The organism is Duganella sp. OV510, from assembly GCF_900100205.1.
Lineage (GTDB): Bacteria > Pseudomonadota > Gammaproteobacteria > Burkholderiales > Burkholderiaceae_D > Rugamonas.
Genome location: NZ_FNEQ01000005.1, coordinates 364,691 through 388,970 on the forward strand (window position 1 = coordinate 364,691; position 24,280 = coordinate 388,970).

The 24,280-nt window shown below is 64.1% G+C and carries 26 protein-coding genes; 11 read left to right on the forward strand and 15 right to left on the reverse strand.

The features are described from left to right. The first annotated feature begins 51 nt into the window (after window positions 1-51). From BLS51_RS16130 to BLS51_RS16165, 8 genes are all read left to right on the forward strand, one after another. Window positions 52-912, forward strand: coding sequence for a putative selenate ABC transporter substrate-binding protein (locus BLS51_RS16130; protein WP_090183732.1), 861 nt, complete (start codon window positions 52-54; stop codon window positions 910-912). Then, a complete protein-coding gene (locus tag BLS51_RS16135) occupies window positions 913-1,734 on the forward strand; it encodes a phosphonate ABC transporter ATP-binding protein (protein ID WP_090183730.1) in 822 nt (273 codons plus the stop codon). Further along, window positions 1,734-2,615, forward strand: coding sequence for a PhnE/PtxC family ABC transporter permease (locus BLS51_RS16140; protein ID WP_090183728.1), 882 nt, complete (start codon window positions 1,734-1,736; stop codon window positions 2,613-2,615). The genes BLS51_RS16135 and BLS51_RS16140 overlap by 1 nt, the downstream gene beginning before the upstream one ends. Then, on the forward strand, window positions 2,612-3,403 hold the full coding sequence (phnE, locus tag BLS51_RS16145) for a phosphonate ABC transporter, permease protein PhnE (RefSeq protein WP_090183726.1): 792 nt from the start codon (window positions 2,612-2,614) through the stop codon (window positions 3,401-3,403). Before BLS51_RS16140 ends, phnE begins: the two co-directional genes overlap by 4 nt. A gap of 2 nt (window positions 3,404-3,405) precedes the next feature. Then, window positions 3,406-4,083, forward strand: coding sequence for an ABC transporter ATP-binding protein (locus BLS51_RS16150; RefSeq protein ID WP_090183723.1), 678 nt, complete (start codon window positions 3,406-3,408; stop codon window positions 4,081-4,083). A 179-nt stretch (window positions 4,084-4,262) separates the two neighbouring features. Next, window positions 4,263-4,550 (forward strand): hypothetical protein, encoded by a 288-nt coding sequence (locus BLS51_RS16155; RefSeq protein ID WP_008447145.1) that lies wholly within the window; start codon window positions 4,263-4,265, stop codon window positions 4,548-4,550. A gap of 334 nt (window positions 4,551-4,884) precedes the next feature. Continuing rightward, a complete protein-coding gene (locus tag BLS51_RS16160; RefSeq protein ID WP_090183720.1) occupies window positions 4,885-6,408 on the forward strand; it encodes a DUF1800 domain-containing protein in 1,524 nt (507 codons plus the stop codon). A 10-nt stretch (window positions 6,409-6,418) separates the two neighbouring features. Further along, on the forward strand, window positions 6,419-7,591 hold the full coding sequence (locus BLS51_RS16165) for a DUF1501 domain-containing protein (protein WP_090183716.1): 1,173 nt from the start codon (window positions 6,419-6,421) through the stop codon (window positions 7,589-7,591). A gap of 3 nt (window positions 7,592-7,594) precedes the next feature. Here the strand turns inward: BLS51_RS16165 and BLS51_RS16170 are convergent, their stop codons facing one another. From BLS51_RS16170 to BLS51_RS16190, 6 genes are all read right to left on the reverse strand, one after another. Further along, the gene (locus BLS51_RS16170; RefSeq protein WP_090183713.1) at window positions 7,595-8,368 is read right to left on the reverse strand and encodes an EAL domain-containing protein; all 774 of its coding nucleotides are present in this window, start codon (window positions 8,366-8,368) and stop codon (window positions 7,595-7,597) included. An 18-nt stretch (window positions 8,369-8,386) separates the two neighbouring features. Continuing rightward, window positions 8,387-9,175: a sensor domain-containing diguanylate cyclase gene (locus BLS51_RS16175; RefSeq protein WP_229208066.1), complete on the reverse strand. Its 789-nt coding sequence runs from the start codon at window positions 9,173-9,175 to the stop codon at window positions 8,387-8,389. After that, window positions 9,154-9,300, reverse strand: coding sequence for a hypothetical protein (locus BLS51_RS30260; RefSeq protein WP_229207611.1), 147 nt, complete (start codon window positions 9,298-9,300; stop codon window positions 9,154-9,156). Before BLS51_RS30260 ends, BLS51_RS16175 begins: the two co-directional genes overlap by 22 nt. A 63-nt stretch (window positions 9,301-9,363) precedes the next feature. After that, complete coding sequence (locus BLS51_RS16180) at window positions 9,364-9,918, reverse strand: TetR/AcrR family transcriptional regulator (protein WP_090183707.1); 555 nt, start codon at window positions 9,916-9,918, stop codon at window positions 9,364-9,366. Window positions 9,919-9,921: 3 nt separating this feature from the next. Beyond that, window positions 9,922-10,389: a nuclear transport factor 2 family protein gene (locus BLS51_RS16185; RefSeq protein WP_090183704.1), complete on the reverse strand. Its 468-nt coding sequence runs from the start codon at window positions 10,387-10,389 to the stop codon at window positions 9,922-9,924. A gap of 79 nt (window positions 10,390-10,468) precedes the next feature. After that, complete coding sequence (locus BLS51_RS16190; protein ID WP_090183702.1) at window positions 10,469-10,726, reverse strand: helix-turn-helix domain-containing protein; 258 nt, start codon at window positions 10,724-10,726, stop codon at window positions 10,469-10,471. A gap of 39 nt (window positions 10,727-10,765) precedes the next feature. On the opposite strand from BLS51_RS16190, the gene BLS51_RS16195 reads away from it, so the two are divergent. Further along, window positions 10,766-13,078, forward strand: coding sequence for an FdhF/YdeP family oxidoreductase (locus tag BLS51_RS16195; protein ID WP_090183700.1), 2,313 nt, complete (start codon window positions 10,766-10,768; stop codon window positions 13,076-13,078). Next, entirely contained in the window at window positions 13,062-14,228 is a 1,167-nt protein-coding gene (gene chrA / locus BLS51_RS16200) for a chromate efflux transporter (RefSeq protein WP_090183697.1), read from the forward strand. The genes BLS51_RS16195 and chrA overlap by 17 nt, the downstream gene beginning before the upstream one ends. Window positions 14,229-14,238: 10 nt before the next feature. Here chrA and fdhD read toward each other — a convergent pair whose 3' ends face one another. From fdhD to BLS51_RS16245, 9 genes are all read right to left on the reverse strand, one after another. Continuing rightward, the gene (gene fdhD / locus BLS51_RS16205; RefSeq protein WP_090183694.1) at window positions 14,239-15,048 is read right to left on the reverse strand and encodes a formate dehydrogenase accessory sulfurtransferase FdhD; all 810 of its coding nucleotides are present in this window, start codon (window positions 15,046-15,048) and stop codon (window positions 14,239-14,241) included. A gap of 58 nt (window positions 15,049-15,106) precedes the next feature. Then, the gene (locus tag BLS51_RS16210) at window positions 15,107-15,883 is read right to left on the reverse strand and encodes a GNAT family N-acetyltransferase (RefSeq protein WP_090183692.1); all 777 of its coding nucleotides are present in this window, start codon (window positions 15,881-15,883) and stop codon (window positions 15,107-15,109) included. Between the two features lie 99 nt (window positions 15,884-15,982). Continuing rightward, window positions 15,983-16,543 (reverse strand): hypothetical protein, encoded by a 561-nt coding sequence (locus BLS51_RS16215; protein WP_175472594.1) that lies wholly within the window; start codon window positions 16,541-16,543, stop codon window positions 15,983-15,985. Between the two features lie 39 nt (window positions 16,544-16,582). Further along, complete coding sequence (locus BLS51_RS16220) at window positions 16,583-16,960, reverse strand: response regulator (protein WP_090183690.1); 378 nt, start codon at window positions 16,958-16,960, stop codon at window positions 16,583-16,585. After that, complete coding sequence (locus BLS51_RS16225) at window positions 16,957-19,587, reverse strand: ATP-binding protein (RefSeq protein ID WP_229207578.1); 2,631 nt, start codon at window positions 19,585-19,587, stop codon at window positions 16,957-16,959. Before BLS51_RS16225 ends, BLS51_RS16220 begins: the two co-directional genes overlap by 4 nt. Window positions 19,588-19,600: 13 nt before the next feature. Then, on the reverse strand, window positions 19,601-20,368 hold the full coding sequence (locus BLS51_RS16230) for a substrate-binding periplasmic protein (protein WP_090183688.1): 768 nt from the start codon (window positions 20,366-20,368) through the stop codon (window positions 19,601-19,603). 13 nt (window positions 20,369-20,381) lie between these two features. Beyond that, a complete protein-coding gene (locus BLS51_RS16235; protein ID WP_090183685.1) occupies window positions 20,382-21,833 on the reverse strand; it encodes a Ppx/GppA phosphatase family protein in 1,452 nt (483 codons plus the stop codon). 57 nt (window positions 21,834-21,890) lie between these two features. After that, the gene (locus BLS51_RS16240) at window positions 21,891-23,042 is read right to left on the reverse strand and encodes a GGDEF domain-containing protein (protein WP_090183683.1); all 1,152 of its coding nucleotides are present in this window, start codon (window positions 23,040-23,042) and stop codon (window positions 21,891-21,893) included. Between the two features lie 22 nt (window positions 23,043-23,064). Beyond that, on the reverse strand, window positions 23,065-23,340 hold the full coding sequence (locus BLS51_RS16245; RefSeq protein ID WP_090183681.1) for a hypothetical protein: 276 nt from the start codon (window positions 23,338-23,340) through the stop codon (window positions 23,065-23,067). A 170-nt stretch (window positions 23,341-23,510) separates the two neighbouring features. Between BLS51_RS16245 and BLS51_RS16250 the strand changes: the two genes are divergently transcribed. Then, window positions 23,511-24,173, forward strand: coding sequence for a fused MFS/spermidine synthase (locus BLS51_RS16250; RefSeq protein ID WP_090184634.1), 663 nt, complete (start codon window positions 23,511-23,513; stop codon window positions 24,171-24,173). Window positions 24,174-24,280 lie beyond the last annotated feature (107 nt).

A 24,280-nucleotide genomic window follows, 5' to 3' on the forward strand; every position in this document is an offset into this window, starting at 1 on the left:
AGCGCTGTACCAAAAGTTCTGTGCGACTTCTCACATAAAAGGGCAACCACAATGAAAATCTCCCTCAAATCCGTCCTCGTCGCCAGCATGATGCTGGCCGCTTCCTGGTCCCATGCACAGTCGGCCGATCACGTGTTCCGCGTCTCCGCCATTCCAGACGAAGCGCCGACCGAGCTGCAGCGCAAGTTCAAGCCGCTGGGCGAATACCTGGAGAAGAAGATCGGCATGAAGGTCGAGTTCACGCCAGTGACCGATTACGCCGCCTCGGTGGAAGCGCTGATCAACAAGAAAGTCGACATGGTCTGGTTCGGCGGCTTCACCTTCGTGCAAGCGAATGACCGCAGCAAGGGCGCCATCACGCCGCTGGTGCAGCGTACCGAAGACGAGAAATTCCGCTCGGTGTTCGTCACCACCAACAAAAGCATCAACAGTCTGAATGACCTGAAAGGCAAGACGCTGAGCTTTGGCTCCGAGTCGTCGACCTCCGGCCACCTGATGCCGCGCTACTACCTGCTGGCCGCGAAAATCAATCCGGACACAGACCTGAAACGCATCGCCTTCTCCGGCGCGCATGACGCCACCGTAGCTGCTGTTGCTGGCGGCAAGGTCGATGCCGGCGCGTTGAATATCTCGGTCTGGGAGAAACTGATCGAGGCAAAGAAGGTTGATCCTAACGTGGTACGCGTGTTCTACACCACGCCAGGCTACTACGACTACAACTGGTCGGTGCGCACCGACATGAACGCGGACCTGAAGAAAAAGCTGAGCGACGCCTTCCTGGCACTGGACATCAACAAGCCGGAAGACAAGGCCATCATGGACCTGCAGCGCACCGTCAAGTTCATCCCGACCAAAGTCGACAACTACAAGAACATCGAAGCGGCAGCGAAGAACGCCGGCCTGCTGAAGTAAATGCCAACGTATCAACTGCAAGACCTGACCGTCCGCCATCTCGGCGGGCGTTCAACTCCCGCGCTGCAAGCGATCAACCTGACCATCGAACAAGGCGAGCAACTGGCCCTGATCGGTCCTTCCGGCGCCGGCAAGACCACCTTGCTGGCAACGCTGTCCCTGTCGCACAAGCCATCCGAAGGCAGCTTTAACGCCTTCGGTGTGGCGCCATGGTCGCTCAGTGAAGCGGCGCGCCACCGCTTGCGCGCGCAGCTGTTCCTGGCGCCGCAGACGCCGCCACTGCCGCCGCGCCAGCGCGTGGTGACGGCGGCACTGGCCGCACGCCTGCCGCAATGGAGCGTGTGGCGTGCGCTCGTCTCGCTGTTCAAGCCAGAAGATCCGGAAGCCGCGTGGCAGGCGCTGTCGCGCTTCAACCTCGGCGACAAGCTGTATTCGCGCGTTGACCGCCTGTCCGGTGGTGAGCGCCAGCGTTGCGGCCTGGCCCGCCTGCTGCTGTCACCGGCCAAGGCGCTGCTGGTGGACGAGCCACTGTCGGCGCTCGATCCGGCGCTGTCTGAACTAACCCTGACCACCTTGCGCGACGAAGCCAAGGCGCGCAACGCCACACTGATTTGCAGCCTGCACCAGGTGGACCTGGCGCTGGGCCACTTCCCGCGCATCGTCGCCTTGCGCGACGGCCGCATCGCCTTCGATCTGCCGCGCGAGCAAGTGACGCCGCAGATGATCGCCGCGCTGTATCAGGGCGAACAGCCTGCAGACAGCGCGCCACCAGCCGGCGACGATCCGATGGCGGTCAAACTCGGCGTGGGCGCCTGCCTGTAATGGCCGCCACACTGAACCCACGCCACGGCAGCAACGGCCGCGATGGCAAGCCCGCCGTCAGCCATGCCATACACCGCGACCCGGCGCTGCGCGGCCGCGTCATCGCCATCATCCTCGCGCTGGTGGTGCTGTGGCCAACGCTGGTGGTCACTGAATTCAAGCCATGGATACTGTTTGATGAACAGAGCCTGGGCGCCACCGGCCGCTTCCTGGTCGACTTCCTGGTGCCGGCCCACAGCGCCGAGTTCCTGGACATGCTGCTGCGCGAAACCTGGAACACCATCGCCATCGCCACCGCCGGCCTGGCGCTCGCGCTGCTGGGCGCCATTCCGGCCACGCTGATCATCAACGAACAGCTGTCGATTTCCGCACTGGGCACCGGCCGCATGCGCCCGGTCGCCATCGCCGTGCGCCAGGCGGTGCGCTGGCTGCTGGTGATATTGCGCTCGGTGCCGGAGCTGGTGTGGGCGCTGCTGTTCGTGCGCATCATCGGCCTCGGCCCCACCGCTGGCGTGCTGGCCATCGCCCTCACCTACTGCGGCATGCTGGGCAAGGTCTACGCCGAGATTCTCGAATCGTCCGACGCCCATGCCAGCGATACGCTGCTGGCGAATGGCGCCGGGCGTCTCAACGCGCTGCTGTATGGCGCGCTGCCGGAAGCTGCGGCGGAACTGATGTCGTACACCGTCTACCGCTGGGAGTGCGCGATACGCGGCTCGGTGGTGATGGGTTTTGTCGGTGCCGGCGGCCTCGGTCAGCGCATGGATGAATCGATGAAGATGCTGGCCGGCGCTGAAGTCAGTTCGATGCTGCTGGTGTTCGTGCTGCTGGTGGCGCTGGCCGACCAGTTCTCCAAAGTGCTGCGCCGGAGGCTGGGATGAATCCGCATATACCCAAGCCGCCGCCGCGCGACTGGACCGTGCGCATCCTGATGCTGCTGGTGCTGCTGCTGATCGTCGCCAGCTTCGCCACGCTGCCGCTGAAGTGGCGCGAATTCTTCACCATCGAAGCCATCAACAGCACCATGGAACTGCTGGCCGGCTTCACGCCGCCGGAGACCGGCCTGCCCTTCCTCACCCGGACCTTCTGGGCGGCGATTGAAACGCTGGCCATGTCCGGCCTCGGCACACTGCTGGCGGTGATCTTCGGCCTGGCCTTCTCGCTGCCGGCGTCGGGCCGCTTCGGCGCCGCGCCACGCGCCGCCATGCGCGCCGTGCTCAACGTGCTGCGTTCGATACCGGAACTGGTGTGGGCCTCCATCATGCTGATCGCCGCCGGCCTCGGTCCGCTGGGTGGCGCATTGGCGCTGGCCGCGCACACCGCCGGCGTGCTGGGCCGCCTGTTCGCCGACTCGCTGGAGAACGCCACGCCGCTGCCGGAGCAAAGCCTGCGCACCAACGGCGCCAGCGCCACTGCGGCCTTCTTCTACGCCACGCTGCCGCAAACGCTGCCGCAGATGATGTCGTACACGCTGTACCGCTGGGAGAACAACATCCGCGCCGCCGCGATTCTTGGCGTAGTGGGCGCCGGCGGTTTGGGACAGATGCTTAAATACCACCTGTCGCTGTTCCAGATGCCGCTGGCCGCCACCGTCATCATCGCCATGCTGTTGCTGGTGGCGCTGGTCGATGGCGTCAGCTTTGCCATGCGCCGCGCCCTGACAAGATGACTATGCTCGAACTTCGCCAGCTCTCCAAATCCTACAACGGCCGTCCGGTGCTGGACCGTCTGTCATGGGCCTTTCAGGCTGGCGAATTTGTCTCCATCATGGGCGACTCCGGCGTGGGCAAATCAACGCTGCTGAACCTGATCGCCGGCCTCGATACGCCGGACGCCAATGGCGGCTCGCCGATCATCGTTGACGGCATTCCGATGTCCGGCCTGGATGACGATGCCGCGACCCGACTGCGGCGCGCGCGCATGGGCTTTATCTTCCAGGCTTTCCACGTGCTGCCGCACCTGACCTTGCTGCAAAACGTCGCCCTGCCGCTGCTGCTGAACGGCCTGCCGACGCAGCGCGCCGCCGAGATGCTGGAAGCGGTGGGCCTTGGCTGCCGCGAACACGACTTCCCGCATCAAATCTCCGGCGGACAAATGCAGCGTGTGGCGATCGCCCGCGCGCTGGTGCACCGCCCGGCGCTGGTGCTGGCCGACGAACCTACCGGCAATCTCGACCCGGATACCGCCGACGCCATCCTCACCCTCTTGCAACGTGAAATCAAGGCCACCGGTGCGTGCGCGATCATGGTGACACATTCGCAACACGCTGCCAAAAAGACAGACAAAATCCTACATTTGTCCTCAACAGGCTTAAAAGAAACAACAATCGTCAACCCGTTTGCGCAATAACTAACATAATTTATTTGTTAAACCCTGCACTTTTTTTTCATCCGTAGTATTATTGAATTAACTTGCATGGTTATTAAGAATGTTGAGTCGCGCACCACATTCAGACCTGAAAGTCTGTGGGCGCTAGCCTTGCCGGGAACGTACTTCTTTTAACGTTTAGAGCAAAGGAGGAGCAAACCATGAACGTCCGTCAAAAGAAGCTGGAACTGATTGAAGCCATGAATCGCGCTCGGGCACTGGAACCATCCAGTTTTGTCCCGAACAAGCTTCTTGATACTTTGATCGAAAAGATGAACTTGAAAAACGATGCAGAGTTGTGCAGGGTACTGGAAGTTCAGCCCCCGATTATCAGCAAGATCCGACACCGCAAGCTGGCAGTTGGTGCGACGATCCTGTTGCGTATGCACGAAAAATCAGACATCAGCATTCGCGAGCTGAAAGATCTATCCACCGCGTCTATGCATTGAACAGAGTAGTTGTTCTTGCCATGCCAGGCGCCGGCATGCGGTATCCGGCGCCCCTTAAGCGCCAAAGCGATCAGCCCAAACCCCGCTGAAAGCTGCTTTCCCTGTTGAGCATTTCTCGTATTTCCAATTCCTTGATTTTCCCTCTGCGATCCATTCGACGGCCTCCTTACGCCTGCGCGCGCGTGTCTCTCTTCATCCGTCAGCAGTTCCGCCTTCCAGAAGCTTAAGCCTCGCCGCATGGATCAAGGGCAGGCATGATGATCGCCGTAACATTTTGTTGCACGATACACGAAACGCATACGTCCAGCCTCCAGCAGAGGTCTATACTTTCCGCATGAGAACGCCTATCGCCATTGCCGCCCTGCTCCTGCTGCTGGCAGGATGCGCCTCTACCACACCGCCGCAAGCGCCCGCCGATCCGGTGGCGCTGAGCGCCGCGCTGAACCGCATCACCTGGGGCGTCAGCACCAGCAGTTGGCAGCAGGCCGGCAAGACCGGCTACGACGCCTGGCTGGAGCAGCAACTGCATCCCGCCCCTGCGGTGCTGCCCGCCGCCGCACAGGCGCAGATCGACGCCCTGACCATCTCGCAAAAACCGCTGCCGCAGCTGGTGCAGGAGCTGGAAGACCAGCGCCGCGACTACGACAAGGCCATGGTCGACGATGAGGCCAAGAAAGCCGCACAGCGCGCTTACCAGCAGGAGCTGAGCCGCCTGGCGAAAGAAGCCGCCACCCGCTCGCTGCTGCGCGACCTGTACTCGCCCAACCAGCTGCAGGAGCAGATGACCTGGTTCTGGATGAACCACTTCAACGTCCACCAGGGCAAGAGCAACCTGCGCGTGCTGGTGGGCGACTACGAAGAACAGGCGATCCGCCCGCACGCGCTGGGCAAGTTCCGCGAACTGCTGGGGGCCACGCTGCGCCATCCGGCGATGATCCGCTACCTGGACAACGAACAGAACGCCGCCAACCGCATCAACGAAAACTACGCACGCGAGATCATGGAGCTGCACACGCTGGGCGTCGACGGCGGCTACACGCAAAATGATGTGCAGCAGCTGGCGCGGATTCTCACCGGCGTTGGCGTCAACCTGACCGGCAAGATGCCCAATGTGCGCAAGGACAAGCAGGACCAGTATCTGCGCCAGGGCCTGTTCGAATTCAATCCCGGCCGCCACGACTATGGCGACAAGCTGTTTCTCGGCCAGCAGGTCAAGGGACGCGGCCTGGCCGAAGTCGATGAAGCGCTGGACCGCCTGAGCCGCAGTCCCGCCACCGCACGCTACATCAGCCGCAAGCTGGCGATTTACTTCGTTGCCGACGAACCGCCGGCGCAGCTGGTGGAGCGCATGGCACAACGCTTCCAGTCCAGCGACGGCGACATCGCCGCCGTGCTGCGCGTGATGTTCACGGCGCCGGAGTTCACGCAATCGCTGGGCAAGAAGTTCAAGGACCCGGTGCATTACGTGGTGTCGGCCGTGCGCCTCGCGTATGACGACAAGGTCATCCTCAACACCGGCCCGATGCTGAACTGGCTGAGCCGCATGGCCGAACCGCTGTACGGCCGCCAGACGCCGGACGGCTACCCGCTGACACAGTCCGCCTGGGCCAGCCCCGGCCAGATGACCACCCGTTTTGAAATCGCCAAGGCCATTGGCGGTGGCGCGGCCGGCCTGTTCAAGAGCGAAGGCGCGCAGCCGCAGGAAAAGCCAGCCTTCCCGCAACTGGCCAACGCGCTGTACTACCAGTCGCTACAGCAATCGCTGGCGCCGGCCACGCGCCAGGCGCTGGAACAGGCGGCCTCGCCGCAGGAGTGGAATACGCTGCTGCTGTCATCGCCGGAACTGATGCACCGCTAGGAGACGCATGATGAAACGCCGTACCCTGCTCAAAACCCTGGCTGCCGCGTCGGCTGCCTCGATGGCTGGCCAGCTATGGGCCGCACCTTCCAGCAAGACCCGCCTGCTGTTTGTCTTCATGCGCGGCGGCTACGACGCCACCAGCCTGCTGGTGCCGGTCTCCAGCCAGTATTACTACGAGGTGCGGCCGAATATCGCCATCGGCAAGGACGAGGCATTGGCGCTCGATGCCGACTGGGGCCTGCACCCGGTGCTGGCCGACACCATCCATCCGCTGTTCACCGCCGGCCAGGCTGCCTTCGTGCCGTTCGCCGGCACCGAGGACCTGTCGCGCAGCCACTTCGAAACGCAGGACAGCATCGAACTGGGCCAGGCGCTGCAAGGCTCGCGCGATTATCGGTCTGGCTTCCTCAACCGCCTCGCCGCCACGCTGAACGCCGACCGCGCCAACGCCATCTCTTTCACCGACCAGCTGCCGCTGATTATGCAGGGCGGCCTGCAAGTGCCCAACACGGCGCTGCGCAATGTCGCCAAGCCGGCGGTCGACGCCAGGCAGGCCAAGGCCATCGCCGCCATGTACGAAGGCACGGCGCTGGCGCAGCCGGTGCGCGACGGCTTTGCCGTGCGTGAGGACGTGATGAAGGAGATGATCGGCGAGATGAACGCCGCCAACCGCAACGCCATCAGCGCCAAAGGCTTTGAACTGGAAGCACGCCGCATTGCCCGGCTGATGAAGGAGAAGTACAACATCGGCTTTGTCGACGTGGGCGGCTGGGACACCCACGTCGGCCAGGGCAACCGCAGCGGCTACCTGGCCAACCGGCTGGAGGAACTGGGGCGCGGCCTGGCCGGCTTTGCGCAGGAGATGGGGCCGGACTGGAACAACACCGTGGTGGTGGTGCTAAGTGAATTCGGCCGCACCTTCCGCGAGAACGGCAACCGTGGCACCGATCATGGCCACGGCAGCGTCTACTGGGTGCTGGGCGGTGGCGTCAACGGCGGCAAGGTGCGCGGCGAGCAGCAGCGCCTGGAGCAAAGCACGCTGTTCCAGAACCGAGACTATCCGGTGCTGAACGAGTACCGCGCCATGTTTGGCGGCCTGCTGGCGCGCATGTATGGCCTGAACGCCGGCCAGGTGGAGAAAATCTTCGGCACGCGCGGACGCGACCTGGGACTGGTGTAGCGCTCACCCGTGGCCGCGCAGCCAGGCGGCGGCATCTGTCGGCGCCAGCGCCGGCGCATACAGGAAGCCCTGGAAGGAATTGCAGCCGGCAGCGTTGAGGAAGCTGGCTTGCGCCTCGTGCTCCACGCCTTCCGCCACCACTTCCAGCCCCAGCTCATGCGCCAGTTGCACCACCATCCTGACGACGGCGTTGGCGTCTTCATTATCCGGCACGTCGTGCAAAAAACTCTTGTCCAGCTTGATGGCGTTGACCGGCAGCGTACGCAGGTAGCTGAGCGATGAGTAGCCCGTGCCGAAGTCGTCCAGCGACAGGCGGAAGCCGCGTGCGCGCAGCGCCTGCACCACCCTGCTGCCGCTGCGATCCAGCTCGATGACATCGCGCTCGGTCAGCTCGATCTCGACATCGCCTGCCTGCAGGCCGTAATCGGACAGCGTGGCCATCAGCTGGTTCACATAACCGGCATTGCGCAACTCCTTGGCGCAAGTATTGATGCAGACACGCAGACCATCCAGCCCCGCTTGCCGCCACGCGCGCAACCGCGCGCATGCCTGGCGTGCCACCCGCACGCCGAGTTCCGGCAGCATGCCGATCTCGCCGGCCAGCACAATCGCATACTCGACCGGTTGCCGTCCCATATAGCCGGGCAGGCGCAGCAGGGCTTCCATGGCAATGGTCTGGCCATCGGCGCCGAGGATGGGCTGGTAGGCCAGCGAACAGCCCTGCTCGCGCATCAGCCGGCGCATCTCGGTATGGTCGGCGTGCTTGCGGTGGGCCACCTGGTCCAGCTCGGCCGTTTAGTAGTGGTAGCAATTGCGGCCAGCTTCCTTGGCATGGTACAGCGCCAGGTCGGCTTTCTTCAGCAGCAGGTCCGGCGCTTCGGCATCCAGCGGACAAACGGCGATGCCGATGCTGGCGCTGATGGCGATCTCGCGGTCGCCGATCTGGAATGGCCGCGACAACTCGGCCAGCAGCTTTTCCGCCAGCAGGCCGCCGGTGGACGGCGACGGCACGTTCTGCTGGATCAGCGCGAACTCATCGCCGCCCAGCCGCGCCACGAAGTCGCTTTCGCGGCACACCGCGCGCAGCCGTTGCGCCACCAGTTGCAACAGCAGGTCGCCGGCCTGATGGCCGAGCGCGTCGTTGACGTCCTTGAACTGGTCGAGGTCGATCATCAGCAACAGCAGCAACTGGCCGCTGCGCGCGGCAAACGACATCATTTCCGCCCGCCGCGCATCGAAGGCGGCGCGGTTGGCCAGCCCGGTCAGCACGTCGATCGTGGCCAGGCGGCGCACCTCGTCCTCGGCCAGCTTGCTGGCGGTGATGTCGCGCAGGATCTTCAGGTAGCCGGTCAGCGCACCGTCCGCGTCGCGTACCGGCGTCATCACACCGTCCGCCCAGAATAGCGAACCGCCGCGCCGCACATGCCAGCGGTAGTCGGCGGCGCTGCCGGCCAGCCGCGCGGTCAGCATCTCGCGCCGCAACTGATGCTCGGCGCGATCGCCCTGGGTGAACAGGCAATCGCTGTGCTGGCCGAGTATGTCGGCCGCCGCATAGCCGAAAATCAGTTCGGCGCCAAGATCCAGCTGGTGACGACACCCCGCGTATCCGTCGTGAAGATGGCGAAGTCGGCAACGTTCAGGTAAAACTGCTCCAGCAGCAGCCCGTGCGCCAGGCCGGGCGCGATCATGCGGTCGAGTTCGGAAGTCATGGCGTTCAGTCCGGTCGAAACGAAGTTGGACCGTTAGCACGCAGACAAAGTTCCTGGCGCCTGTCAGTCCAGCCGCTGCTGCAATCGTTCCAGCGCACGCATGAACAATGCCGGCTCATCCGCCGCGCGCGCCAGCACCAGCGCACCCTGGATGCCGCCGACCACTTCCTCGGCCAGCGCCAGCGCGCTAGCAGCGTCGCGCCCGCCGCGTTGCAGCGCCGCCGCCAGCGCCTGCACCCATTCGGCAAAATAGGCTTGCACGCGAACGGCGAAACGGTCGCGCTCATGGCCGAGCGCAAACACGCCCACCAGGCACACCTTGCGGCCCGACAGGAAATAGCGGCCGACGGCGGTGAACATGTCAGCCACACCCTGGCGCACGTCGGCGGCTTCGCGCAGTGGCTGGAACACTTGCTGGCGGAACCAGCCGTCAATCTCGTCCAGCACTGCCGCCGCCATCTCGTCCTTGCCGCCGGGGAAGAAGTTATAGATGCTGCCCTTGCCCAGCCCGGTGCCTTTGCTGATGCGCGCCAGGCTGGCCCCTTCAAAGCCGTAGGTGCGGAATACTTCGGCCAGCAGCGGCACGGCGCCGCTGCGATCGCCCATTACTCGTGGCATGTGTCAAAAACCAAAATCGCTTAATCCCGGATGGTCAGCCGGGCGCGGTGCGTTGATATCCCAGTGGAACTTGCGCTCGCTGGCGGCGATCGGGTGTTCGTTGATGCAGGCCAGGCGGCGCTGCATCAGGCCGTCTTCCGCGAACTCCCAGTTTTCGTTGCCGTAGGCGCGATACCACTGGCCGGAGTCGTCATGGTATTCGTAGACGAAGCGAACTGCAATGCGGTTGCCGTCATGTACCCACAATTCCTTGATCAGACGGTATTCCAGTTCGCGCGTCCACTTGCGCTTGAGCAGGCCGATGATCTCCGCGCGGCCCTGGACAAATTCGCCCCGGTTGCGCCAGAGGCAGTCTTCGGTATAGGCCAGCGCGACCTTTTCCGGATTACGGGTATTCCAGCCGTCTTCGGCCAGGCGGACTTTCTGGACGGCGGTTTCGAGAGTGAACGGTGGGAGTGGTGGACGGCTCATTGTAAGCACCTTTAAGTTAAGTTGTACTAATCAGTACAAGAACTTTAAACCTTTGACCGCCGAAATACAAGCAGAATTTTTAAGGGAACATATCGGCTGCCATCTGGCGCCCGGCGGCGCTCAGCGCCACGTTGCCGGCGACGCCGCCATCCTCCAGCGCCAGCGTTACCAGGCCGGCCTCCTCCAGCATGGTCAGCTGGCGACGCAGCACGCTCATCGGCCGCTGCGCCTGCTTGCTCAGCTTGGCCAGCGAACAGGGCTTGCCCGGCCACTCGGCTTCGATGCGCCACAGCGCTTCCAGCACGCCGCCGAGGGCGGCTATTACGTCATCTTCCATCGTGGTATGCTCTACACAAAATATGATTTTGCACCAAATATGAGTAAAAAGCCCGAAGGCCATATCGCACCCTACTCCCATCCAACCGGTGGTTGGGGAGCGCTGAAACAAGTGGTGGTCAATCTCGTGCACGAGAGAGTCGCCGGCAGCCACTACAAAACCCTGCTCAAGCAAAACCAGCCGGATGGATTCGACTGCCCCGGCTGCGCCTGGCCGGACCGCGAGCACGCGTCCACTTTTGAATTCTGCGAGAACGGCGTCAAGGCGGTGGCGGCCGAAGCCACCAGCAAGCGCGTGCGGCCGGAATTCTTTGCCGCCCACACCGTCACCAGCCTGCTCGAACAATCCGATTATGAACTGGAACAGCACGGCCGCCTGACCGATCCGATGGTCTACGACGCCGCCAGCGACACCTACCAGACCATCGCCTGGGACGACGCCTTCGCCTTGATGGCGCGCCACCTGAAGGCGCTGCCGGACCCGGACCAGGCCACCTTTTACACCTCGGGCCGCACCGGCAACGAGGCGGCCTTCCTGTTCCAGCTGTTCGTGCGCATGTATGGCACCAACAACTTCCCGGACTGCTCGAATATGTGCCACGAGCCGACCAGCCGCGGCCTGCCGGGCACGGTCGGCATCGGCAAGGGCACGGTGACGCTGGAAGATTTCGAGCATGCCGACACGCTGCTGATCTTTGGCCAGAACCCGGCCACCAACCATCCGCGCATGATGAACGAGCTGCGTGACTGCGCGCGGCGCGGCGCCACCATTGTCTCCATCAATCCGCTGCGCGAGCGCGGCCTGGAACGTTTCACCAGCCCGGCGCATGCGCTGGAGATGCTGACCGGCGCCACCACCAACATCAGCAATATGTTCGTGCAGCCGAAGCTGGCCGGTGACTTCGCGCTGATCAAGGCCATCGCCAAGCGCCTGGTCGAGCGTGACGACGAAGCGCTGGCCACCGGCCAGCCGGGTGTGCTGGACCGCGAATTCATCGCCCGTCATACCAGCGGCTTTGAAGCCTTCGAGCAGGACCTGCGCGCCGAGAACTGGGACTTGCTGCTGGAGGAATCCGGCGTGCCGCGCCTGCAAATCGATCAGCTGACCGGCATCTTCATTCGCGGCCAGAACGTCATCAGCACCTGGGGCATGGGCCTGACGCAGCACAAGAACGCGCTGAAGACCATCCAGATGCTGTCCAACCTGATGATGATGCGCGGCCAGATCGGCCGCAAGGGCGCCGGCCTGTGCCCGGTGCGCGGCCACTCCAACGTGCAGGGCGACCGCACCATGGGCATCGAGGAAAAGCCGACCAAGGCCTTCCTCGACCGCATGCAGCGCGTGTTCAACTTCGAGCCGCCGCGCGCGCACGGCCTGGACACGGTCGACAGCATTCAGGCGATGCTGGACGGCCGCGTCAAGGTGTTCTTCGCCATGGGCGGCAACTTCGCCATGGCCACGCCGGATACGGCGCTGACTTTCAAGGCGCTGCAAAATTGCGACCTGACCGTGCACGTGGCCACCAAGCTGAATCGCAGCCACCTGATCATGGGCAAGCAGGCACTGATCCTGCCAACGCTGGGCCGCACCGAGATCGACCTGCAAAACGGCGTGCCGCAAGGCGTGACGGTGGAAGATTCGATGAGCATGGTGCACCTGTCCTACGGCATGAACAAGCCGGCCTCGGAGCAGCTGATGTCGGAAACCATGATCGTCGCCAGGCTGGCGCACGCCACGCTGGGCAGCGACAAGGTCGACTGGCTGCACCTGGGCGGCAACTACGCCGAGATCCGCGAGCTGATCGAAAAAGTGTTTGACGATTTCCACGACTTCAATGCGCGCGTCGCGCATCCCGGCGGCTTCCACCTGCGCGTGGCGGCGCGCGAGCGCGAATGGCGCACGCCAAGCGGCCGTGCGCAATTCGTGCCGCACGCGATCGATCTTGACACACCGATCCACCGCGCCCGCGCGAAACACGGCGAACGGCTGATGACGCTGATGACCGCGCGTTCGCACGACCAGTACAACACCACCATCTACGGCCTGGACGACCGCTATCGCGGCGTGTTCGGCCTGCGCCGCGTGGTGTTCATCAACAAGGACGACCTGGCGCTGCTGGGGCTGAAAAACGGCGAGCACGTCGACATCACCAGCGTGTGGGAAGACGACGTCACGCGCCGCGCCGAGCGCTTCCTGCTGGTCGAATACGATATTCCGCGCGGCTGCCTGGGCGCCTACTTCCCGGAGACCAACGGGCTGGTGCCGCTGCACAGCACCGCCGACGGCGCCGGCACGCCAACCTCCAAGTCCATCCCGGTCCTGCTGGAGCGCTCGGCTGAAGCACATCGCTGACATCTTCCTGGTATTCCTGCGACTCGGGCTGACGTCTTTCGGCGGACCGATCGCCCACCTCGGCTATTTTCGCGAAGAGTTTGTCCATCGCCGACGCTGGCTGGATGAACATGCTTACGCCGACCTGGTGGCGCTGTGCCAGTTCCTGCCCGGCCCGGCCAGCAGCCAGGTCGGCATCGCTCTCGGTCTGCTACGCGGCGGCTACGCCGGCGCCGTAGCGGCCTTCCTCGGCTTCACGCTGCCCTCGGTCGTGCTGCTGGTGGTGTTCGCGCTGGGCGTCACGCACATGCCGTCTGGCGGCGACTGGCTGCATGGCTTGAAAGTGGTGGCGGTGGCGGTAGTCGCCCAGGCGTTATGGGGTATGGGCAGGACGCTGACGCCGGACAAGGCGCGCCTCACGCTGGCGATTGCTGCCGCCACGATCGCCACACTGCTGCCATCGACGGCAGGGCAGATCAGCGCCATCGCCATCGGCGGCATCGTTGGCTGGGCCTTGCTGCGCTCCGACGCACCGCTGCCCGACGCCGCGCTGCCAGTGCGCACCAGCCGCCGCACCGGCGCCTGCCTGCTGATGGTGTTCTTCGCCCTGCTATTCGCCCTGCCCGTGGTGGCGGCCGGCAGCGATAGCTACGCCGTCAAGCTGTTCGCCGGTTTTTATCGTGCCGGCGCGCTGGTGTTTGGCGGCGGCCACGTCATCCTGCCGCTATTGCAGGCGCAAGTGGTGCCATCTGGCTGGGTATCCAACGACGCCTTCCTGGCCGGCTACGGGGCCGCCCAGGCGATTCCAGGCCCGCTGACCTCCTTCGCCGCTTACCTGGGCGCCGTGTCGACGCAATCGCCATCGGGCTGGTACGGCGCCGCGCTGGCTGTCACGGCCATCTTCCTGCCCGCCTTCCTGCTGATCCTGGGCGCCCTGCCGTTCTGGGAAAGTCTGCGCCGCCATGCCGGCTTCCGCCAGGCGCTGCTTGGTATCAACGCCGCCGTGGTCGGCCTGCTGCTGGCTGCCTTCTACCACCCGGTCTGGACCAGCGCCATCCTCAGCGGCAGCGACTTCTGCCTCGCAGCCACCGTGTTCGTGCTGCTGGTCTTCTGGAAATGGCCGCCTTGGCTGGTAGTAGCGCTGTGCGCCGCACTGGCTGGAGTGTGGTAGGCGCGCCGGCTCAGGTATATTCGACGCAGCCGTCCTGGCGGCAGAAGCTCACCAGCTTGACACCCGCTTCAGCGGCGATATCGATCGCCAGCGTGCTCGGTGCGGAGATGGTGGCCAGCATCGGGATGTGCATGCGCGCAGCCTTGCGCACCAGCTCATAACTGGCGCGGCTGGACATGAAGACGAAGCCTCGCTGCATGTCCGTGCCTTCCAGCGCCAGATAGCCAATCAGCTTGTCCAGCGCATTGTGGCGGCCGACATCCTCGCAGACGCGCAGCACATTGCCAAACGCATCGCACCACGCCGCCGCGTGCACACCGCCGGTGGCGCGCATCAGTTCCTGGTATTGGCCCAGCTCCGAGGCGGCGATGGTGATGGCTGGTTGCAGCGCGCCTTCGGCGTGCAGCGGCGCCGATTGAATCCGCTCCGGTTGCAGATCCAGCAGCGCCAGGCTTTCGATGCCGCAGACACCACAACCGCTGCGGCCTGCCATCGAACGGCGCTGCTGCTTCAGTTGCACAAACTCCTGGGTGGCGATGGTGATGTCGATCTCGAAACTGCGCGCATGCTCGTGCACTTCGATATCAAAAACATCCGAACGTTTGGCGACCAGTCCTTCGGTCAGCAGAAAGCCCATGGCAAAGGGCTGGAGATCGCGCGGCGTGACCATCATCACCGCATGCGAGATGCCATTGACGACCAGCGCGACCGGGACTTCCTCGATGACGCTGTCCGTCGTGGACGTGGCGCGGGAACCGCGATGCCGTAGCACCGGACGCTCCTGAAACCCCGTTTTATCCGACTCTATATCCAACTTCATGACAGCCCCGCAGAATAAGCACAACGGCGCTTATTCTACACGGGGCAGGAAAACCGCGTCAGGCTGCCAAAGGCTGGGCGTCGCCCACCCCATAGTGGCGGGCATAGCGCGAGTCCAGGTTCGCCAGTGGCATCAGCAGGAACAGATCGGCGCTTTCGAAATCAGGGTCCCAGGCCGGTTCGCCACAGATCCACGCGCCCGAGCGCATATAGCCTTTCAGCAGCGCAGGCACTTGCGGCTTTTGCGAAGCTTCCAGCCTGGAGAACGGGAACGGCAGGTGCGGCGTGACGCGGTATTCGATCGGCGCCAGGTTCTTGCTTGCCAGTTGCTGGAACACGGCGACCGCATTGTGGCCGCCATCGGCCAGCGAGATGCTGGCGCAGCCGACCAGGAATTCGGCGTTCTCGCGGCGCATGTATTCGGCCAGGCCGGACCACAGCAGCATGATGACGCTGCCGCCACGATAGTCAGGGTGGATGCAGGCGCGGCCCGCTTCGACGATGCGGCCACGGATGTTGTTCAGGCGACCGAGGTCGAATTCGCCCTCGGAGTAAAGGCGGCCCAGCGTGCGGGCACGGTTGGCGCTCAGCAGGCGGTAGGTGCCCACCACCATCAGGGTATCGGAATCGCGCACGATCAGGTGATCGCAGTGCTCGTCGAATTCATCGCTGTCCAGGCCATCGGCGCGTTGCAACGCGGTCAGGCCCATAGTTTCGATGAACACCTTGTAGCGCAAGCGCTGCACTTCACGCAGTTCCTCCGGCGTGCTTGCCATGCTGAGTACCAGCTTGCCAGACGCTGCTCGCACGTCCGCGTGTATGATCGAGGTTTGCATGCTTCATCCCTTTTGTGTGGAAGACGAAGCAAGCGTAACCAGCGAATACTTCAAGAAAATGACAATAAAATGTCATTTTCGTGACCTGTTGTTTTTTAATCAGGCTTTCTTTGGACGGCCGGTTTTCAGCTGCGGCAGGCTGGCCAGCACGTTTTTCAGCGTCGCCAGGTCGATCTGCGAGATCAGCGCCACGCCAACGCGCAGCAATTCACTCTTCTTCACTTCAAAGCCCGCCTTCAGCGCGGCTTTCTTCACCTGGCCCAGTACCGCGTATTCGGCTTCCGGCATGGTGAAACTGTCACGCACCAGCTTTTCCTTATGGGCTTTCTTCACTTCCGGCGCCGCGGCGACTGGCTTGGTGGTGGTTTTCGGCTTTGCTGCGGCCTTAGGCGCCGGTTTGGCGACAGCTTTTGGCGCTGGCTTGGCGGCTGCCTTCGGCGCGGCTTTGACGGCTGGCTTGGCGGCGGGACGTGCCGCTGCTTTCGGCGCAGCCGGCTTGGCGGCGGCACGAGGTGCGGCTAGCTTGGCGACCGGCTTCACGGCCGGTTTCACGGCGGCTTTCGGCGCCGGCTTCGCTGCTGCGCGCGGTGCGGCTTTTGCTGCCGGCTTGGCGGCTGCAGGCTTGGTTGCGGTGGTGCGGGTGGCTGGTTTGGTCGCCATTTTCACTCCAGATTTAGTCATCAATATAAACAGTATATATCAATTCAGGTGCGCAGCCACACGCGTAAATAGCAAATCTGGATTCACTGGCTTGCGTAAAAAGTCCGCCGCGCCGACGCTGCGGCCAAGCGATTCATCTTCCTGCTGGCTCTTGGCGGTCAGGAATACCACCGGAATCGCCGCACTGGAAGGATCAGCCTTGAGCTGGCGGCAGGTCTCGATGCCGTCCATCTCCGGCATCATGATATCAAGCAGGATAAGGTCTACTTTCGAGGACGCGACAATTTGCAGCGCCGTCGCGCCGCTGGTGGCGACCTTGGTGTTGTACTTGTCCTTCAATAAATTGGACAGCAAAGTCAGGTTATCCGGCGTGTCATCGACGATCAGTACCGTGCGCCGGCCATTAGAATTATTCATGTTGTCTCCTTGATTGCCTGGGCCAGCAGTCCTGCCGCCGCCTCGAATTCGTACTGCCCCATATGATGATCGAGCCGCACCATCAGCTCCAGTGGCAGCAAGGTTGTCAACGCCGGGCGCGCGCGCTCGAAATACTCCTGGCTTTCGCCGCTGAACTCCCCCACCAGCGCCGCCAGCTCGCGCAGCGCCTTGCGCGCGTCGGCCACATCAACCACCGCCTCCGGCAGCGGCGGCCTGGGCGGGATCACCTTCATCGACATCCCCAGCCAGCGCGACAGCACGCTATACAAACGCTGCGGATCGATAGGCTTGGTAACGAAATCCTGCATGCCCTCCTCCAGGCAGCGCGCCTGCACGCCGGACAGCGCGTGCGAAGTCACGGCGATAATCGGCAACTCGCTGAAGCGATTGTCGGCGCGCAGCAGGCGCGTGGCTTCGTGACCGTCCAGCACCGGCATGCTCAGGTCCATCAGCACCAGGTCATAGGCGCGCGGGCCAGCCCGCATCAGGCGGTCGACTGCTTCGCGGCCATCGGCTACCACCTCCACGTCCAGCCCTTGCAGTTGCAGCAGTTCGCGCGTCACCTCCTGGTTGTCAACGCTGTCCTCGGCCAGCAGCACGCGCGCGGTGCGGCGCACGCCGGCGTCCGCCGTCACCTCATTAGCCGGCCCCTGATGCAGCGCTGCCTGCAGCGACAGCGCGGCGGCGTCCGACAACGCAAACGGCAAGTCGAAATGGAAGGTCGAGCCGCGATCCACCTCGGTCTGCACCTCGATATTTCCGCCCATCAGCCGCACCAGTTGCTGCGAGATCGACAGCCCCAGACCGGTGCCACCATACTGGCGCGTGGTCGAGCCATTGGCCTGGCTGAAGGCGCGGAACAGCCGCGCTTTCTGCGGCGGCGTCATGCCGATGCCGGTGTCGTGCACACTGAAGCGCAGCACCACCTTGCCATCGGCCAGCGCGCCCTGTAGCGCACAGCGCAATTCCAGTTGCCCCTCCAGCGTGAACTTGACCGCGTTGTTGACCAGGTTGATCAGCACCTGCCCCAGACGCAGCGGATCACCGACCAGATAGCGCGGCACGCCGGGCGCCACATCGGTCACATAGGCCAGCCGCTTGTCGGCCGCACGCTGCGCGGTGACGCTGTGCACATGCGCCAGCACATCCTCCAGCGCGAACGGAATCGCCTCCACTTCCAGCCGGCCGGCCTCGATCTTGGAGAAGTCCAGGATGTCGTTGATGATGCCCAGCAGCGTCAGCGCCGCCCGGTGGATCTTGCTGACGTAGTCGTGCTGCCTGGCCGTCAGGTCGGTGCGCAGCGCCAGGTAGGCCATGCCGATGACGGCGCTCATCGGCGTGCGGATCTCATGGCTCATATTCGCCAGGAACTCGGACTTGGCGATGCTGGCCGCTTCCGCCATCACATTCGCCGTCACCAGTTTCTGTTCGCGCTCGCGGCGTTCGCTGATGTCGCGGATGAAGGCGCAGAATTCGAAACTGTCGCGCTCCTCGGTCTTCACCTGCGTGATCGACAGCTCGATCGGGAACTCCTCACCATCGCGGCGCAAGGCGTACACCTCGATGCGCGTATCCAGCACGCCGCTGCCGGCGCCGGTCAGGTAGCGCTGCATGCCGCGCTTGTGCTCATAGCGGAAGCGCGGCGGGATGATGGTCTTGTCCAGCTCCAGCCCCAGCGCCTCGTCGCGCCGCCAGCCGAATATCACTTCCGCCTGGCGGTTCCAGCCGACGATGCGGCCATCCAGGTCCATGCGCACCACCGCATCCAGCGCCGTATCGACGATGGTCTGCAACTTGGCCTGGCTGTCGCGCGCCTGCTGCGTGCTGCGCGTCAGTTCCCCGGTGCGGGCGCTGATGCGCTGTTCCAGCTCGGCGTTGAGATCGCGCAGCTCGCGCTCGGCGTCGCGCAGGCGGGTCAGCGTGTCGCGGAAGCGCAGCACCGCGTCCGACAGCCGCCCGACCTGGTCTTCGCGGCCGATGCCGGACAGCTTGATGTCGGTCTCGCCGCGCGTCAGCTTTTCCAGCGCCACGCGGATGTCGGCAAACGGCCGCGCCGCGCGCCGGCCGACGATGAAGATCGACAGCACGATGCCCATCGCCAGCAGCAGGTTGGCCGCCACCGTGTTGAAAATCTGCCGGTTCAGGTCCGTATCCATCTGCTGCCGTGAATAACTCAGGTCGATGGCGCCAACCGGATAAACACGGCGCGCATCGCTGAACTGGATTTCGCGCCGCACGCGGATCGACGCCACCGGCTCCTTCATCGGCGACACATAGCTGGCCAGCTCGGCGCCATTAGGCGCCAGCACGCGCAGCACCAGCACTTCCGGCGTGGCGCCGGAAGCATCGACGACACTCGACACGGCCGCGCTATTCATATCGAACAGCGGCCGCGCCAGCGCCTGTGACAGCACCGCCGCCAGCCGCTCGGCGCGTTCGCGCAGGTTTTGCTCCGCCTCGCTGCGCAGCGTCTGCATGACATAGGTGGTGTAGATGGCGGTGGAAATCGCCACCGCCAGGAAGATGCCAAAGCCCAGCCGCAGCAGGATGTTGCGGCGCCACGCCAGCCGAACTTGCGTCAGCGGCCCGCCGCCGTCGCTCAGCACCTTGTCGCGCGGGTCAATGGCGGACTCCCTGCGCCTGCTCCAGCTTCCTGTAGGCCGGGCTGTTACGGGACTTCTCGATCTCGTTCCAGATGCGCTCCGCCAGTTGCGGCCGCGAGGCCACCAGCGCGTGCGACAGGATCAGAAAATACGGTTTCTGAATCAGAGGAATCGGCAGCTGTTCCAGCTGCGCACCGAGCGGGCCACGCATCAAGCCGGCAGCGTCACTGCCGCCCATCGCCGCAGCCGCCACGCGACCGGCGATCAGCTTGCGCGCCAGTTCGACGGCGCGCTGGCTGCCCTCGTCCACCTCAACGTTCTGCGCACGCAGCACGTCGCCGACCGAATAGCCCAGCTGAAAGCCGACGGCGCCATCCAGCTGACTGAAATGCTGGCCATCCCATGCCACCTTGCTGCCCTTGCGGCGCAACAGCACATAGGTGTCGGTGTGCATGCGCTTGCCGGCATCGGCGCCGTTGCCGCCGGGGTATTCGCCGATCTCGCGGCGGTCCGCCTTGTAGCTGACCGCGAAGGCGCCATCGACCGCGTTGGCCTTCAGCTGCGCCAGGCAGCGTTTCCACGGTATGCTCTGGAACTGGAAATCGATGTCGAGCCGCTGCCCTACCATCTTCAGCAGCGCGAAATTAAGACCGCCACCCTGCTCGGTGCGCCACGGCAGCACGTCCTGCGCCTCGTAACACAGCGTGACGCTGTCGCGCGCACTGGCCGGCAACGACAGGGCTAGCAACATGCAAGTGCTGTAGCGAACAATCCTGTCGAGCATGGCCCTTCTCCATTCAGCTGGTGCGAATGGTGAAGTCTACACCCACTTCATCCCATTGCTCCTGTTCCTTCTCCAGCCAATAGGACAGGGTAGGATGCTCGGCCACCCAGTCGCGGCTGATCTCCAGTTCGATGCGGTTCTTGAAGCGCAGCTTGAGCTGGGTGAAGTCGATATCAATCCGCGAATGCATGAACAGCACCGACAGCCGGAAGGCAACGATGGCCTTGGCGAAATCCGCGTCCTGCAACACCTCGGCCACCTTGCGCAGATTGCCCTTGTGGGCGACGATCAGGCGGCTCATGCCGCGCTGCTCGTGGGCGGTGAAGCCAGGCAGGTCGGCGTTCTCGATGATGTAGGCGGCGTGCTTGTGGTAGCCGGTGTGCGACACCACCATGCCCATTTCGTGCAGCAGCGCGCTCCAGTACAGCAGGCGCTGATACTGCTCGGACGAGGGCTTGGTCTGGGCATACAGCGCCAGCGCGTCGACCGCCACACGGTTGGCGCGCCGCTCGTCAACGTGGAAACGCTCGACGCAAGCCTGCACCGATTGCTCGCGGCGGTCACGCTTGGTGGAACGCAGGTGCAGGTCCCACATCACGCCCATGCGCAGGCCGGCCTCGATCGGCTGCACCAGCGGGATATCCAGCTCGCGCACCAGGCCAATCAGGATCGCCAGGCCGCCGATGATGGTGGAGGCGCGGTCCGGCTTCAGGCCCGGCATGTCGATCTTGCTGACGTGGCCGAATTCGATGAAGCGCTGCTTCAGCGCCTCCAGCGTCTGCGCGTTGACCTCGCGCCCCAGGCCGTTCTTGACGATGATGTCGGCGATGGTGCGCGCGGTGCCGGAGGAACCGTAGCATTGCTTCCAGAATTGCGGATGGTAGGGCGGCGCGGCGTCCTCGAAATGGCTGCGTGCCGACAGGATGGCGGCTTCAAACGACGGCCCGTCAATGCGGCCGCCGATGAAGAAGGACAGGCTTTGCTTGACCGTGCCGACGCTGAACGACTCCACCCTTTCGATTTCCGGGCCACGGCCCAGTATCAGCTCGGTGGAGCCGCCGCCGATGTCGATCACCAGCCGGCGCTCGCCGGGCAGCGCCACCGCGTGCGCCACGCCCATGTAGATCAGCCGCCCCTCCTCCTCGCCGGAGATGATTTCGATCGGATAGCCGATGGCTTTTTCAGCCTCCGGCAGGAAGGCGGCGGAATTGCGCGCCACCCGCATCGCCGACGTGGCCACCACGCGCACCGCGTCCAGCTTGTAGCCGGCCAGCACGGTGCGGAAGTTTTTCAGGCAGTTGAGGGCAGTCTGCTGCGCGGCAGGGGTCAGGTTGCCGTCCTTGTCAAGGCCGGCGGCCAGGCGGATCGGCTCGCGCACGCTTTTCAGTACGCGGATGGCCTCCCCATCATGCTTGCCGATGTGGAGGCGGAAACTATTGGAACCCAGGTCGACGGCTGCGTACATATAATGAGATTTGAACTAAACGATTTACACCATTATAAGCACGATAAGCCTGATTTGTTACAGCTTGATGACTTCGGCTTCCATTACGCGGTTGCGACCGGCCTGCTTGGCTGCCTGCAAAGCCTCGTCGGCACGCTTGAACAGGCTTACGGTGCTGTCTTCGGCGCGGATGGTGGTCACGCCCAGGCTGGCGGTCATATTGATGATGGCCTTCTCGGCCTTGACCGGCTGCGCGGCGACGGCGTTGCGGATGCGCTCCGCCACCATGCTGGCATCCTCCAGCGAGGTGCGCGGCAGCAGCAGCGCAAATTCGGCGCCGCCAAGGCGGCCCATCTGGTCGGAATCGCGCAGTTGTTTTTTGCACACGTCGACCATGGCTTTCAGCACCACGTCGCCGGCTGTGTGGCCGTAGCTGTCGTTGACCCGCTTGAACTGGTCCAGGTTGAGTATCACCAGCGCGGTGGGCATGCCGGGGCGGCGCGCCAGCGCGATCCATGGCGTCAGCACGTTGTAGAAACCGCGCCGGTTCGGCACGTCGGTCAACGGATCGACCACCTCCAGCCGCGCCAGCTCGGCCTGCTCCTGTTCGCGCGCCAGCAGCAAATAGCCGAAAGCGTTGCCCAGCATCATCAGGTAGACGGCGCCCATGCCCAGCTGCACCACCAGCGGCTGCACGCCGCCCGGCGCCAGCGACAGCAGGCCGCGCCCGACCACCACCACGCTCAGCACCAGCATCAGCATCACCACGTAGCGGCGCAACGCCGTACCCTGGCGCCAGCCGCGTCCCAGCGCGGCGGCGCCAGCGACAAAGAAGAAGCCGGCCGCCAGCGAGGCGATGGCGATGCGGCCACCGGCCGGCACTTGCAACAGCCAGGCGCCGCTGTATATACCGATCGCCGCGCCCAGCGCCGGCAACAGGTAACTGCGCCACACGCGCCGGCCGGCCTGTTCCCACAGCGCGGCGGCGTCCAGCGCGAAGCCGGCAAACAGCACGGCGTTGGCCAGCGGAATGGTGATCATATCGGGCAGGTCGCCGCGCAGATACAGCAGCAGCCAGGCCAGCGCCTGGCATTGCTTGGCGCGCGCCCAAGTGGCGTGCGCATGCGTGGCCTGGCCGGCGCGGCGCGCGCCAGCCTCAAAAAAGAACAGCGCTGCGCACAGGCTCAGATTGCCCAGTGCCAGCGCCAACAGCAAGGTTTTTATGTCCATGACCGCAGCCTGCTGTCAGGCCTCAGACCTCGTGCTCGACATTGGTGCTGCCGTCGCCCATCTTGCTGGACCAGGCCTGGGTGAAGAAAGCTTTTTCATCTTCGGTCGGGGTATCGTGCCAGAACACGATCAGCGTGCCCTTGTGGTCGTGCAATTGGCTGACTTTCTCGATAAAGGTCTGCTTGCCGGCCAGGTCGGCCAGTGCCGCCACATAGCCGTACACGCGGGTCAGGCGCTCCAGGCGGTCCGGCTCAGTGAAACTATTGGTGGCGGTAAGCGTAGGGTGGTCTAAAAACATCGTATCTCTCTCCAAGTCGGCCGCCGAGGGGCTGGCCCGTGCTGACGCCATGCTACTATGATTCCCTACGTAAATCCACATTACTCAGCAACTTGACCACACCCACCGATCGCCAGCCGCCACGGGTACGTACCGTCGGCAACAAGCGCCTGCTGGAATTTCAGCCCGGCATGGTGCAAAGCGAGATGCTGCTGTCGCGCCCGGACGCGCTGGTGCTCAGCTACGTGCGGGCGATGATGTGCTTTGTGCTGTTCCACCCGGCGCCGGAGCACATCGTCATGGTCGGCCTGGGCGGCGGCTCGCTGGCCAAGTTCTGCTACCGCTACCTGCCGCACGCACGCATCACCGTGCTGGAGCTGGACCCGCAAGTGATTGCGCTGCGCGAGCAGTTCGCCATCCCGCGCGACAACGACCGCTTCCGCGTGATCCAGGCCGACGCGGTCGACTATATGCACCAGCTGGAACACAGCGCCGACGTGCTGCTGGTGGACGGCTTCGACGCCGACGGCCTGCCGCCGCCGCTGGGCAGCGCCAGCTTTTACGCCGATTGCCGGCGCGCGCTACGGCCGGGCGGCGTGATGGTGGCGAACATCTTTAGCTACGATCCGCACTATGCGGCCATGCTGCGGCGGCTGCGCAAGGCTTTCGAGGGCCGCATCTGCTGGTTCACCGGCATTGCCGGCAACAACCGCATCCTGTTTGCCGTCAAGAGCGGCGGCCACAGCCCGGCGCTGGCCATGCAGCGCAAGGTGGCGCGCACCGGCGGGCTGGCGCTGCCGCTGCTGAACCGCCTGCTGGCGCACTGGATCGTGCTGCGGCTCAGATGGGCCTGAGCGTGGTGTTTTAACAAATACTCTGTCCGCATGGCACTTTTTGTGACACACTGGCTAGCATTCCTGCGGTCCCCGCCCCCGTCCGCGCCCAGTTAGTCCTCCGTTCT